This is a genomic window from Sphingopyxis sp. J-6 (assembly GCF_046603995.1).
GTDB lineage: Bacteria > Pseudomonadota > Alphaproteobacteria > Sphingomonadales > Sphingomonadaceae > Sphingopyxis.
Genome location: NZ_CP145810.1, coordinates 1,223,925 through 1,236,382, shown reverse-complemented (window position 1 = coordinate 1,236,382; position 12,458 = coordinate 1,223,925). Strand labels below are relative to the sequence as shown.

Sequence of the window (12,458 nt, the reverse complement as noted above, 5' to 3'; positions counted from 1 at the left end):
CACCCCACGAAGGGGGTGCCTATTGCACGCTGATCCTCACCGACCAGCCAGAGCAAGCGTCGGTTATCATCGGACGGTTGGCAAGCGAAACAATCCTCAAATTGAGAGTATTATCGTTCGCGCACACCAAAGACCCCGCCAGACACGAGGCCGGGCGGGGTCGGAGCGGATCGTCGAGAAGACTGCTAACAGCGATCCGGCTCGGTGCTTTGGAGGAGCGATGGGGGAACGCGTGATGTCGGGTTCGGTTGCTTTAAAAATCCCCGCCGGAGAGACGTTTGCCCGGCGGGGATCAGTTTAGCCCAGCGCCCATCAGAAGACAGGAGGACGGGCGCGGTCGGGTAACGCTGGAATGCGGGATCGGTTGCCGATCAAGGAGAGCAAAAAGGCCCCGCCGGTGGAGCGAGGCCTTTCCGTCCTCTAGGTATGGCTACGCAAGAGGAAGCTCTTTTGTAGAATGATATGCTTCGCGAGAATTGAGTCAACCGGACAAAAGAAGCCGCGCCCATAAAGTGCGGTCATTAAGTTGAAACTAGCGGAGAGGTTGGGCAGCACCTAAGCGGAAATTAGCCTCATGGCAGGAAACGACCAATTGCGGACCGTAAGCGGCGCTTCATCATATCCGGCACTCATTGGGACGCGCCTTATCTGCTCATCTTGTAGAAAGCGGCCCAATCGGCAAATCGAGCGATACGCTCCCAAAACAAGCCGCGCGTGGCTGCAAAGTTATGCATGTGACTCATCCGTGGGCAGACAAAGATGTCGACAGAGGGTGATGATCGATAAGCGCGAGGCTCACCTGGCACATCCGCTGTCGTGTCTCGTTCACCCATCCCGACGAGCACCGGCACGGTGACTGCAGCAGCCTCAGGCGCAACCGCTCCTGGCGTTAGGCAACTCTGAGCTACCGCTCCTGGCGTCGTTAATGATCCCCACGGTTGGCAGACGACGCCCACTTGTCTGGCTGGGTCATGGATGTGAAAGAACCGCGCAAGGTCGACCAGCGCGATTGATTTCATTTCGGCATCATAATCGTCGGCGAAATGAAATCCCCATAGCATCGGATGCTCGGCTACCGCTGAAGCGGCATCCCCCCCTATTGCCATCTTGCTTTTGAAGCGCTGGACGGCCCCCGCGTTCACCACAACGGGAACAGCGCCGTGAAGCAGCGTGTCGCGTGGCAGCCATGGCGCGACAATCGGTTCTGTCCCAGGGCGCACGGGTGGATGAGTATGCACCGCTGAATAGCCGAGCACTGCAATGCCGTCGTAGCAGTGGTAGCGTCCCTGCTGGATGATAGTCAGACAGCCTCCCATCGATTGGCCGATACCGATTTTGACCGGATCGATAATCTTTGGAAATTCCTCGACTAATGCGCCCTCGGCCAGAAGACGCAATATTTCCGTCTCTGCCGCCATATTGGCGGCGGCCGTCGTCGTATAGTCGAGTTTTGCGGCGTCGTGGATGCTGGAGTCACCGACGCCGAGATGATCGACAGAGACGAAAATCCAGCCGCGCTGTGCGTGCCAATCCGCCTGCGCGCCGCGAGCGGGACCGGGTAGATCAACCGTGTAATAACCGCGGGAATAACCACCGCCGGGTTTGGCAAAGCAAACGATAGGTGGGGACGGCATGGTTGAGGGATCGGGCAGCGTCACGGTGACGGCTATGTGCGCGTCCTCCCCAAGTTCGACAGCGGGCGTCACATCGATGTTAAATTCGATGGCTCTCATTTTCGCATTCTCCCCAACTTTGTTCGCCACACGAATCGTGTCCACAGGTGTGGACATAAGCGCATGTGGGGAGCGTGGCTAGTGGGAGCTTTCGACAACCATCTGCAGTTGTTCGGCTAACCATTGATCTGTCATGTCACCAGCATCAGCGGTTTCGGGCTCTAGGTTGAGTATGCGGCTGTACAAAAAATATCCGCTACAGATCATTGATATGCGAACCGCCAGTTTCCTCGCAGCAGAACCGCCCAACCAATCGGCGATTGGCTGCACAACCTGCTGTTCCATGAGACGAAGTGCGATGGCGCGCGAAGTGGGGTCGGACGTTGCAAAGATCAGCATTTGGACGGGTTGAACGTCGGTGCCGCGTTCACGCCCAAAAAAGGCGGCGGCTCGTGCTCCGAAGGTCTCGCGCGGTCCGTCGAGAAGTGGCCCCACGTTGAGTGTCTCTGCCAGCGCACGCTCGAATAGACGCTCCTTGGGTCCAAAGTAGCGTTGAATGAGGGTCGTGTCGCAACCGGCCATCGCGGCAATCGCTCTCAGGCCCACGTCCCCATAACCCCGCGAGGAAAACGCGTGCTGAGCGGAGGTCAAAATGCGAGCGCGTGTTGCGTCGGCAGTAGACAGCCTTCGTCCCCCTGCGTCCTTTTCATCCACCAGCATGGAGGCCAGAATAGCCAGACAACTAGGAGATGGGAAATTGTTTCCCCTGCATCTTTACATCCTAACCACATCATTCCGACCGCAACCGTCCGCTTTCCACCCCATTTCGGACATTAGAGCAGTGTCGGTCCGTCAACGCTCTTCCTCTTGAACCATGGCTCATCCGTCCGATCGACAACAAGTCTGCTCGCTGGGTATTTCCGCACCAGCGCAATTGCATCCTCGGCCGGGCAGTTCAGCCAAGCGTCTGTGGCGGGTCACGCCGGAAGGGCTGCGAACGTCAATCGATCAGGCTAACGGCCACGAATGATTATCGCTCTTTTGCTTGCCGCCACCGTGGTTCCGCTGGCCAATCATTCTAATGTACGCAGATGGGCAGGCGATCGATCACCCAATCGTGGGGCTTCTGCCGGGCCTGAACTGCCATTACCAATCTTCGTCGTCGAAAATGCGCTCAAAAGCGGCTAACGCTTCCTCATCTTCAAGGGAGTCCACGTACGTTGTGCCGTCGTCAAGGTACTTGATGTCTAAACTGACAGGGCTATGGCGCCCTAACCCACAAAAATCGACAACACGGTTCAAAATTTTACGCCCACCCTCGGCGATTTGATCACGCGATAGGGTACCGTCAAGGACGGCGAGATAGATGTCCGAAATCGCATCCGCTCTAATGTCTTCCGCCAATCCGAGGGGAATGAGGCGATCAATTTCGCGATAGAGATTATCGCGCAGACGCGAGGATGATTGGCTTCCCGGCTTGAGAGAGCGAGTGAATATCCTGCGCGGCTTGATGTCTGGCGCTTCCCTCAGCCAACGATCTCTCGTTGGCCGACTGGTTTGGTAATGACGCATGATCCCGGCGCGAGTCAGCGTTGGCGCTATCATCACGAAATCAGTTGGCATCGGCCTTATGCCGGTCGGGCACCCGTGCCTCTTCTCTATGCAGTAACCCAAATGGTTGTGAGGTCCGCCGCATCGGCACGGCGGCAGCGGGATACTCTGTAACCTAAGCTTGTCGCGAAACGCCTGAATATAATATTTCGCTGCGGCCTTACCTAGCCCGAGACGCTCTTGTAAACTGAGCCGCGAATAACCTTGCTCGATAAGTATGAAGGCGCTTCCGCGCATTTGGGCGTACCAACTCGCATCCGGCATTGGGCCAATTTTCTTAGGATGAAACCGGCGGGTCACATCTGAGATTCAGGCTTGTTTGCGATCATCCGTAGACCAGTCCTGTAGACAGACGTTGGCAGCGCCAACTTTTCCATATTGGCACCATCGCGTTTTTTATGCTTCGTATCTCGATAACGTGGTGGGATGACAGAGCATCCTTCGCAACCACTCGTTTTTGAGGCGGCAAGTATGAGGTTTCACCTTGTTTATCATGGACAGTTGCCTCCGAGCGCTAACAAGCCGCGACCGGATTGGGTGTGCAAAATCCGAGAGGCATTCCATCCGCAATTGAAGCTCCTCTGGGAAACCCACACAGCTCTGCGTCGCCTGCGTTCCACTGCAATTGTGGCGCGACATCCTGAGCGGTTTCTCGGTACACCCAGGAGTCCATTTAGCACCGATCGCGATCCTTCGTATCCTATTCAGGAGGGGTTTGTGGATTTGTGCGAGCCAATCGAGCGCGACGGCCGACACTACATGCCGCTCGTCGCCAAGGCGCTGGACTTAAATTGCTCACTTAAAGTGCTTTTTCTTCGGCAGGAGGATCCCGGGTCTCTGCTTTTAAATGGAGGAGACCTTGATGGGCGAATCAAGATGCTGTGCGATGCGCTGAAGATGCCCGACAAGGCGGTAGATGTGAAATATCTGCACGACCACACCCCGCTATATTGCGTGATGGAGAGCGACAGCCTCGTGGCAGCCTTAGACGTTAAGACTGGGAGATTGTTACAACCTCAGACGGACCACCCCCAAGAGGTTCATCTCGTGGTGGAAGTGGAGGTCCGCGTCCTCAAAGCAGGCGAGTGGAATATCCCACTGCTCGGTTTTTAGGCTTCGACGACTTCGTTAAGTGGAACGGGCGGCGAGCCGAAACCCGCCGCCCGAATAGGTAACTGCCGCTTACCTATATCGAAGAACGCTCAACGCTTCGCTCGCTGAAATCGGCGATCACCGACGCGCTGCACGCGGCCTGCCTCGTAGTCCCTGTGCCACTGGTGCATGAAGCAGTCAGCGCGCCTGACCAGCGTAGCACCCGCCTCGCGACCGTTCCGAAGATCGCTAACCAGCCGGGGGTCGCGCGCCACCGCAATACCAAAGACGCTGACGGGCATATCCGCTTCCCGAAGAAAGGCGTCTATGCGCTCGACAAGCCCCGCGCACAGGCCGGGAGCCGGGGCGCTCACAAAAGCCCCCGGCGCCGCAGGATGCTGGAGATATGCAGCACTTTGCTCGCATCCGCGAAAGCCAGCTCCACGACGTGAGCCGCCGTCTCGTTGCCGACAACATCAATCGCGACTTTCAGACGGGCGTCATCGTCCAGATCAAGCGCCCTGATGAGCGCCATAGGGATGCGGCGATCAGCCGACAGCGGGTTGGCCTCTATGAAGTCGGCAAGGTGCGCTACGTCCCGCTCTCGGGGCAGCATGTACGAAAAGCGGTGGCTATGCTGGTCCCGAAGGGCCTACTTCGCCGCGCGCGCCTCTTTGTTGCACCGCTGGGCGACTTGGCGACGTGCTGCCGTGGGCAGCCTCACAACCGCGCCGCTCACGGGTTCATCTGCCAGAGCGGGATTACCGTCTGGTCCTCTCCGTAGTCGAATGCCGGGGCTAGGTCCGCCTCGCCGTCGTGCGGGCCGTCGTCAATGCCCATATCGCAATCAGCGATCGGGCAGCCGGGGCCGTCGTGGACAGTCCGCGAGCAATCATCTTCGCTGCCGCTCTCGTCCTCGTCGGCTTCCTCAAGATCGGGATCGCCGTCCGCTTCGTCCATGCGGTCGATAAGCTGCTGAACAAGGCGCTCAAGATGCTGACGGGGCAGCGACGGGATGAGTGCCAGGGCGATGTCGGCGGGGAGCCGTGAAGCCCCCCGCTTGTGCCATAGAAGCGCGCTCATTTCAGCACCGCAAAGGCAAGGCCCACGGTCTGGATCGCGAGCCATGACGTGCCGAGACAAACGGCCCAGCCCCATGCCGTCATTGCGGCGCTGCCCGGTTCATGGCGGGCGCTCATACAAGCCCCCGATCTTCGAGCAACTGGTTGAGCCAATAGCGTTGCTCGCCGTTCGCCATCGCCAATCTGATCAGGCTGGATGCGCCACGGTCGCGATTGCTGGCAGCGAGCGCCCTAAGGGCAATATCGTCCCCGAGCGCTTTGACGATGGCATAAATCGCGAGCCGTTCCTCGGTTAGCGAGTGCGTTGCGAGGTAATCGGCCATCACCTCAACCTCCCGCATTTTCTCCCGTTCGTAGGGGTGGCGGTGGCTAAAACGGTGGGCGGCTTGATCCTTCAAGGCCCTCGCTGCGGCCCGCTGTTCTTTCCAACGGCCATTGCAGACCTTGCGCGGCGCTGCCGTGGGCAGCTTCACGACGACCGCGCTCACTGGTCCTGCTCCCGGTTGTAAACCGCCACGCGGATGCCCTCGGCCCGCATATGGGCCTTCACCATGTTGGCGCCGCCCGGAACCATGTGCAGCGCCTCGTAGCGGGCTTTCATCGTCGCATCGTGGTGCGCCGTGTTGAACAGCGCGTTCGTCTCGCGGACTTCGTTAGGCCACGTCGGGTGCGGCTCGACGAAGGCGGGGGAGAGGTCATAAACGACCCAGCCGACCTGCGCCTTGCCGTCCGTGTCGATCACGACGCTGCCGCCATCCTTGACCCAGCTTTTCAGCCATGCCGCGGCGAAGTCGGATTGCAGGCGCTCAAGGTCCGCAATCACCGCGCCGGGATATTCCATCCGCCACGCCGCCGAATGCTCGTCATCGGGGCCGGTGTCGCCTTCACCATAGAGCGCCGTCATTTTCCAAAGCACGGCGGCGAAGTCTGGAGCGGGGGTCAGGATCGCCGCTTTGAAAGTCTCGGCTTGTGCGCTTCCCGTCGATTCCGCCAGCGCGGCCAGCCTTTTAATCGCGGCGGGTGCATCGGGATCGGACGCGCTAAGGGCGCCCGCTTCATCGCAACCGGTGGCGTGGGCCGCGTGGGCATCGTCGGCCGCGACCTTCGCCGCTTCCCATGCCGCAAAAGCGGTTTCCCATGCCTCTTTCGTAGTTAAGGTGGTGGCGCCATCGGGCGCACGGGTGCTATCAGCTTTCATAGTCGTATCCCTTCGCAATAAGGGTTTCGATTAGCGCCGGGGTTGGGACTGCAATCCCGACCTCGGCGCGCCTTGGCTTCTGGCCTTGGCTTTACATGGTGTAAATGGTTAACCCCCTTGCCGTCAAGCCCATATCTTTATATGGTGTAAAGCCATGACACCGAACCAATGCAAAATGGCCCGTGCGGGCCTTAACTGGCGCGCTGCCGATCTTGCCGAAAGATGCGGCATATCCCGCGTGACCATTGCCCGCTTTGAGGGTGGCAACCCCGTCGATGGCGATTCCATCGATAAGATGCAAAAGGCGCTTACCGACGCTGGCGCCGACTTCACGCGCCGCGCTGGTCGCGTCGGGGTAACGGTGCCGGAATGACGCAAATGCTCGCGGCCATTGCCGCATTCAATTTGATTTGCAGCGGGACTTCAACGGCGGGGGCAATTCTTGATCTTGATAAGCCCCGCAGCGCAGTGCAGCTCGTTCTGAGGATTGATCTGGAAAAGAACCGGTGGTGCTCTGGCGATTGCAGCACCACTTCCGAGATTCAAGACGTTCGCGAAACTAAGATCATCTTCCGCATGTCGGAGGATGATCAGGGAGACGATCTTTTCTATGTTGACCGGGAAACCGGTGATTTCCTTGATCGGAAAAGGTCATTCGCGATAAATTGGATTATCCTCGCTCAAGGCAACTGCGAGAAGGCGGCGTTCACAGGATTCCCCGCCAGAAAGTTCTAAGCCCTTCTCACCGGCTCGACCTGACGAAGGAACAGCGGGACCAGCACATTCGCAGGTACGCGGAATTGCTTGAAGCGCGACGCGAAGCCGCCAAAATAATTGTCACGCAAAATGCGGAACAATTGCCGCAACGTCCTGTCGGGCGTCCGAAGAGCATCATCACTGAGGTTGCGGAGGCGACTGGACTCAGCCGTGACACCGTGGCGCGAGCGGTAAACCCGCCCCCGGTCCAACCAAAGCCTGTCCGAAGCGATCACGACGTAATCCTCTCGCAGGCGAACGCCATCGTTGCGGCGTGGAACCGCGCCTGTCCTGAGGCTCGATCCCGTTCTAGCACAGTGCCAGGCCGATTATTGACGCGCTCGCGCTGATCGGCGACAAACCGATCCTATGGATGGCAGCCCCAACCTCGCGCAAGCAATGGTAAACATGGCCTACGTGCTCGCAGCGCTGGCCTCCATAAGCGCGGCGGTGTTCTGGTTCCGAGCCGATGAGGCAAAGCGCAAGGCTGAAAGCGCTGGCAAGACCCCAACTCTGGAATGGTTCTCTCCGGCCGCGAATGCGACGGGGATCGCCCTCGGGACAGCAGGATTGGCGTTTCTGGCATCGCAGTTCGTCTGACCGGTTCAGCCTTAGCCGACAAATCGAAGGTGACGATTGAATTCGCCTGAATGATTGACATTTTCGATTAGTTGCCCCATTATAATTCGCGAGGCTGCGGCTGGTTAGCCGTCACTGTCGCCGAGACCCCGCCAGCTATTCCGCTGCCGGTCGCAGCCGTCCCCTACATCGCGGAGAGTTCAATGCTCACAGCCCACGACGATTCCGTCGGCGACGACACGCGCCAGCATGTTGCGGACCTACGCCTTGCCGCTGCTGGCGATGCTCAGGCGCAGTTCCGGCTTTCCTACGCCGCCCGCCAAATGGTCATCAATGAAGAGGCTGACGAGATCGTCGCATCCCTTGAGGGCCTGACCTATGCCCGCCTAGCAGCCTCGCAGGGCGTTCCCGATGCGCTGCTGCTGGCCGCCGATCACTGTAGCCACCTCGCCAAAGTCTATGCCGACTGTGACGCTGACGATTGCGCCAATGATTGGGCGGCGCAGTCGATTGGCCTTCTGGAAATCGCGACCGAGCTGCTGCCGTCGTCGAACGCTGCCGAGCTGATGCAGACGCTCAACACCGCTGCCGACATGGCGACCCCCGAAATTATGGCCCTCGCCAAATTCTACCGCGCGGCGTTCGCCCCGGCGTTCGGCGCCGCCGCATTCGCCTGAAACAAGGATGCCAGGCATGTCTGACGGCCTTTTGCCGAAACGTGATGTTTGGGGACGGCCGATGAGCAGCGAGGGCGGCGTCGGCCCCGACATCATCTCCCCGATCTGGACCAGCACCGACAAGAAAGACCCGATCACGAATGAGGCGCTGCGCGTCGGGGCGACCATCTCGAAACCCAACAAGGGCGACATGACGCCGGAGCAATACGACAAGCTCCAGCCCATTGCCGGAAGCCTCGCCCGCAAGTGGATCGGCGAGCTGATGGCTACGCCGGAATATCGGGAGATGGCGAAAGAGGATCAGGCCGAAGAAATCCGCACGGCCGTCACGGCGGCCCGCAAGGAAGCGAAAGCGCACGTCCTCGGCGGGGAGCCGCTGGACGACGTGCGGCCCGAGCGGAAGCGTCGCAGCGCCAAGCCCTCGGGCCTCCCTGATGGCTTTGTCCTCGATCCGCCGCCTGCGGGGTTCGTGCTGGATCGGTAGCGTGACCTATTGGCACTAACGGCGCTCTTGGCACGGCGGCGGCAAAGGGGTTTCGTAGGTTTTGATGGTTAGTGCCGGGGGCGCTTTTGAGAAATTATTTCAGACCGCGCGCTTTCGGCCCGCATATTATTCTGGCGCTTATCTGGTGATTATCCAGAGAGGGAGCACACTGCTCAACCTCAACCCTTCTCGGCTAAACCATTGAAATAATGGCAGGGGCAGCAGGACTCGAACCCGCGACCCTCGGTTTTGGAGACCGATGCTCTACCAACTGAGCTATACCCCTAGGCCGGAGTGCGCCCGTAGCCCGATTGGCGGAGCGGAGCAAGGGTTATGCGCAGCGAAATTGCATAGCTTGCAAAGCATCGCGGGGCTGATATGCGCGGGGCTGCCCATGACCGCCGCAACCGCCTCCCATCCGCCGCAGCATTATCTGGGCGGAATCGCGCTCCGGCTGCTCGCGATGCTCAGCCTGTCGGTCATGTTCGTGCTGGTCAAATATATCGCCGAAGCCGGCATCCACATCGTCGAAAGCCTGTTCTGGCGGCAGGCGGTCGTGTTGCCGCTGCTGATGCTCTGGGCGCTGACGCACGGCGGCCTCGGCAGCTTTGCGACGCAGCGCATCGGCGTGCACGCCCGCCGCGCCGCGATGGGGCTGACCGGCATGGCGCTCAATTTCGGCGGCATGATCTTCCTGCCGATGGCGGAGGCGACGACGATCAACCTGTCGGTACCGATCATCTGCGTCTTCCTCGCTGCGGCATTGCTCGGCGAACGGGTCGGCGCGGCGCGGTGGAGCGCGGTGATCGTCGGCTTCGTCGGCGTGCTCGTCGTGCTCAACCCGACGACGCTGCTGTACGAAGGTTTCGAGGGCGACCACGGGCTCGGTACGTTGATCGCGCTCGGCGGTGCGGTGATGACGGCGCTGATCACCATCCAGGTCCGCGATCTCGGCCGCACCGAAAATGCGATAACGATCGTCTTCTGGTTCAGCCTCCTCTCGCTGGTTCCCCTCGGTATCGCCCTCCCCTTCGTGATGACGCCGCACAGCACGGGCGAATGGGGATTGCTCATCGGATTGGGCCTGCTGGGCGCGGTGGTGCAATTGTCGCTCACCGGCGCGCTCCGGCTTGCGCCCGTTTCGGTCGTGACGCCGATGGATTATTCGAGCCTCCTGTGGTCGATCGCCTGCGGCTGGTGGTTCTTCGGCACCTTGCCTGCCGACACGACGTGGATCGGCGCGCCCTTGATCATCGCAAGCGGGCTGTTCATCGCGTGGCGCGAGCATCGCCTGCATATCGAGCGGATGAAGGATATCACCGCATGACACTCCCGATCCTCTATCATTGCGCCGACGCGCGCTCGCTCCGCTGCCTGTGGGCGGTCGAGGAAGCCGGCATCGACGTCGACCTGCGCCTGCTCCGCTTCCCGCCGCGCGCGTTCGAGCCCGATTATCGCGCGGTAAACCCGCTGATGACCGTGCCTGGCTGGGTCGAGGACGGGCGGCTGATGACCGAATCGGCGGCGATCTGCGAACGCATCGCCGAAGGGACCGATCTCGCGGTTCGCCGCGACGAGCCCGACCATTGGGAATGGCGCAACTGGCTGCACCGCAGCGATGCGACGCTGACCTTTCCGCTCGCGATCATGCTCCGTTACACGCGCGTCGAACCCGAGGAGCGGCGGCTCGCACAGGCGGTCGCGGACTATAAGGCCTTTTTCGGCGGCCGCGCGCGGAGCATCGAGGCCGCGCTCGGCGACGGGCGCGAATGGCTCGTCGCGGGGCGTTTCACAGCGGCCGATATCGTGATCGGCTATGCCGCCTTCCTCGCGACGACGCTCGACGCCGGCGATGTGCTGGGCGACGCGACGAAGGTTTGGCTCGATCGCTGCACGGCCCGCGAAGGATTCCGGCGCGCACGCGAACGGCAAAAGCTCTAGTCAGGCCGTCCATTCGGACGGATCGGGCTCGGCACCGATCAACGCCAGCCCGTGCGCGATCGAGGTCAGTTCGCCGCCCGTTGCGATCCGCTCGCCACCGAAACGGCGGTCGAAAAGCGCCCGGATCGCCGGGATCAGCGACGAGCCGCCGGTCAGGAAGATGCGGTCGATGCCTGCGGCGTCGACGCTTGCCTTCGCCAGCGCCGCGTCCATCGCGGCTTCGATGCGGCGGAGGTCGTCGGCGATCCAGCCTTCGAAATCGCTGCGGCGCACCTCGGCGGCAATGTCGACGCCGTCGCCACTAAAACGGAACTCGGCCGCCTCGACATCCGACAGCGCCCGCTTGAGCCGCCCGACCGCGTCGTACAGCGGAAAGCCCTGCTCATGCTCGATCAGCGCGATCATCCGGCCGATCGGTGCAGGATCGGTGGCGTCGCGCTGCAACCGCCTGAGTTCGTCGAGCGTCCGGCGATTGCGCATCAGCGCCAGCCGCGACCAGTCAGCAAACTCGGCGAAATAGCCGCCCGGTATCTCGAGCAATTTGTCGAACGAGCGGTAATTGCCGCCCTTGCCAAGCAGCGGGAGGATCAGGCGATCGACGATCCGGTAGTCGAAACGGTCGCCGGCGATCCCGATCCCCGAAGAGGCGAGCGGTACGCAGCGGCGCGGGCTGCCCGGCGCAGCGACGCGGACGATCGAAAAGTCGGTGGTGCCGCCGCCGAAATCGGCGACGAGGATCGTCGCCGGTTCGGTCAGCCGCGCCGCATAGCTGTGCGCGGCGCCGAGCGGCTCGTGGACATAATAGATTTCCACCCCGAAGGCGGCGAGCATCAGGTCGTAGCGCTGCCGCGCGAGCGCGGCGTCGGGCCGCGCGCCGGCATATTCGACGGGGCGCCCGACGACGACGCGGCGCGGCCGCGTGTCGAGCCGCCCGCCGGCGTGCGCGACCAGCCGCTGGAGGAACAGGCGGCCCATATCCTCGAAGCGATAGGGTTTGCCCCAGATCATCGCGCGCTCGAACGACGGGCTCGCCGCGACGCTCTTGAACGACTGGACGAAGCGGCTGTCGAGCGGCGACTGGAGATATTCGGCAATCGCCCACGGCCCCGCCTCGTGCGCAACGCCCTGCCAGGCGCGCTCTTCTTCCCAGAAGCAGAGCGCCGAACGGAACACTGCGCCCGTCGCCTCGTCCCCGGCATATTCGACAAGCTCCGATCCGCCCTGCCTGTCGGCGAGCGCGACGACGGTGTTGGTGGTCCCGAAATCGAGGCCGAGCGCGGTGGCGTCGCTGATCATGGGATGCTCCTGTGCCGGTCGGGCGCTGCGCGGGGCCGGCGCCTATTGCACGGCGCAGCGCGCGGAGCA

Annotated in this window: 16 protein-coding genes and 1 tRNA gene; 8 read left to right on the top strand and 9 right to left on the bottom strand. The window is 61.4% G+C overall.

The window, feature by feature from the left end; translation table 11 throughout:
• Nucleotides 1-644: 644 nt before the first annotated feature.
• The 3 genes from V6U71_RS05970 to V6U71_RS05960 form a co-directional block, all read right to left on the bottom strand.
• Nucleotides 645-1,778 carry a hypothetical protein gene (locus V6U71_RS05970; protein ID WP_149037589.1) on the bottom strand — a complete coding sequence of 378 codons (1,134 nt, stop codon included), beginning with the start codon at nucleotides 1,776-1,778 and terminating at the stop codon, nucleotides 645-647.
• Nucleotides 1,779-1,811: 33 nt separating this feature from the next.
• Nucleotides 1,812-2,393: a TetR/AcrR family transcriptional regulator gene (locus V6U71_RS05965; protein WP_054587132.1), complete on the bottom strand. Its 582-nt coding sequence runs from the start codon at nucleotides 2,391-2,393 to the stop codon at nucleotides 1,812-1,814.
• A gap of 426 nt (nucleotides 2,394-2,819) precedes the next feature.
• The gene (locus V6U71_RS05960; RefSeq protein WP_411341384.1) at nucleotides 2,820-3,521 is read right to left on the bottom strand and encodes a hypothetical protein; all 702 of its coding nucleotides are present in this window, start codon (nucleotides 3,519-3,521) and stop codon (nucleotides 2,820-2,822) included.
• Nucleotides 3,522-3,854: 333 nt separating this feature from the next.
• On the opposite strand from V6U71_RS05960, the gene V6U71_RS05955 reads away from it, so the two are divergent.
• Complete coding sequence (locus tag V6U71_RS05955; RefSeq protein ID WP_411341383.1) at nucleotides 3,855-4,397, top strand: hypothetical protein; 543 nt, start codon at nucleotides 3,855-3,857, stop codon at nucleotides 4,395-4,397.
• Between the two features lie 349 nt (nucleotides 4,398-4,746).
• On the opposite strand, the gene V6U71_RS05950 is transcribed toward V6U71_RS05955, so the two are convergent.
• From V6U71_RS05950 to V6U71_RS05935, 4 genes are all read right to left on the bottom strand, one after another.
• A complete protein-coding gene (locus V6U71_RS05950) occupies nucleotides 4,747-4,992 on the bottom strand; it encodes a hypothetical protein (RefSeq protein WP_411341382.1) in 246 nt (81 codons plus the stop codon).
• A 119-nt stretch (nucleotides 4,993-5,111) separates the two neighbouring features.
• Nucleotides 5,112-5,459: a hypothetical protein gene (locus V6U71_RS05945; RefSeq protein ID WP_411341381.1), complete on the bottom strand. Its 348-nt coding sequence runs from the start codon at nucleotides 5,457-5,459 to the stop codon at nucleotides 5,112-5,114.
• A 112-nt stretch (nucleotides 5,460-5,571) separates the two neighbouring features.
• Nucleotides 5,572-5,946 carry a hypothetical protein gene (locus V6U71_RS05940; protein WP_411341380.1) on the bottom strand — a complete coding sequence of 125 codons (375 nt, stop codon included), beginning with the start codon at nucleotides 5,944-5,946 and terminating at the stop codon, nucleotides 5,572-5,574.
• Nucleotides 5,943-6,656, bottom strand: coding sequence for a hypothetical protein (locus V6U71_RS05935; protein ID WP_411341379.1), 714 nt, complete (start codon nucleotides 6,654-6,656; stop codon nucleotides 5,943-5,945). Before V6U71_RS05935 ends, V6U71_RS05940 begins: the two co-directional genes overlap by 4 nt.
• Nucleotides 6,657-6,810: 154 nt before the next feature.
• Here V6U71_RS05935 and V6U71_RS05930 point away from each other — a divergent pair, with 154 nt between their 5' ends.
• The 5 genes from V6U71_RS05930 to V6U71_RS05910 all read left to right on the top strand — a co-directional run bounded on the left by V6U71_RS05930 (nucleotide 6,811) and on the right by V6U71_RS05910 (nucleotide 9,152).
• On the top strand, nucleotides 6,811-7,029 hold the full coding sequence (locus V6U71_RS05930) for a helix-turn-helix domain-containing protein (RefSeq protein ID WP_411341378.1): 219 nt from the start codon (nucleotides 6,811-6,813) through the stop codon (nucleotides 7,027-7,029).
• Nucleotides 7,030-7,034: 5 nt separating this feature from the next.
• Complete coding sequence (locus V6U71_RS05925; protein ID WP_411341377.1) at nucleotides 7,035-7,391, top strand: hypothetical protein; 357 nt, start codon at nucleotides 7,035-7,037, stop codon at nucleotides 7,389-7,391.
• 390 nt (nucleotides 7,392-7,781) lie between these two features.
• The gene (locus V6U71_RS05920) at nucleotides 7,782-8,012 is read left to right on the top strand and encodes a hypothetical protein (RefSeq protein ID WP_411341376.1); all 231 of its coding nucleotides are present in this window, start codon (nucleotides 7,782-7,784) and stop codon (nucleotides 8,010-8,012) included.
• A 182-nt stretch (nucleotides 8,013-8,194) separates the two neighbouring features.
• Nucleotides 8,195-8,668, top strand: coding sequence for a hypothetical protein (locus V6U71_RS05915; protein ID WP_411341375.1), 474 nt, complete (start codon nucleotides 8,195-8,197; stop codon nucleotides 8,666-8,668).
• Between the two features lie 16 nt (nucleotides 8,669-8,684).
• On the top strand, nucleotides 8,685-9,152 hold the full coding sequence (locus V6U71_RS05910; protein WP_411341374.1) for a hypothetical protein: 468 nt from the start codon (nucleotides 8,685-8,687) through the stop codon (nucleotides 9,150-9,152).
• Nucleotides 9,153-9,362: 210 nt separating this feature from the next.
• Here the strand turns inward: V6U71_RS05910 and V6U71_RS05905 are convergent.
• Nucleotides 9,363-9,438: transfer RNA gene (locus V6U71_RS05905), tRNA-Trp, on the bottom strand.
• Between the two features lie 108 nt (nucleotides 9,439-9,546).
• On the opposite strand from V6U71_RS05905, the gene V6U71_RS05900 reads away from it, so the two are divergent.
• Nucleotides 9,547-10,479 carry a DMT family transporter gene (locus tag V6U71_RS05900; protein WP_411341373.1) on the top strand — a complete coding sequence of 311 codons (933 nt, stop codon included), beginning with the start codon at nucleotides 9,547-9,549 and terminating at the stop codon, nucleotides 10,477-10,479.
• Nucleotides 10,476-11,093 (top strand): glutathione S-transferase family protein, encoded by a 618-nt coding sequence (locus tag V6U71_RS05895; RefSeq protein ID WP_411341372.1) that lies wholly within the window; start codon nucleotides 10,476-10,478, stop codon nucleotides 11,091-11,093. Before V6U71_RS05900 ends, V6U71_RS05895 begins: the two co-directional genes overlap by 4 nt.
• On the opposite strand, the gene V6U71_RS05890 is transcribed toward V6U71_RS05895, so the two are convergent.
• Nucleotides 11,094-12,389, bottom strand: coding sequence for an Hsp70 family protein (locus V6U71_RS05890; RefSeq protein WP_411341371.1), 1,296 nt, complete (start codon nucleotides 12,387-12,389; stop codon nucleotides 11,094-11,096). It abuts the gene before it with no gap.
• Nucleotides 12,390-12,458 lie beyond the last annotated feature (69 nt).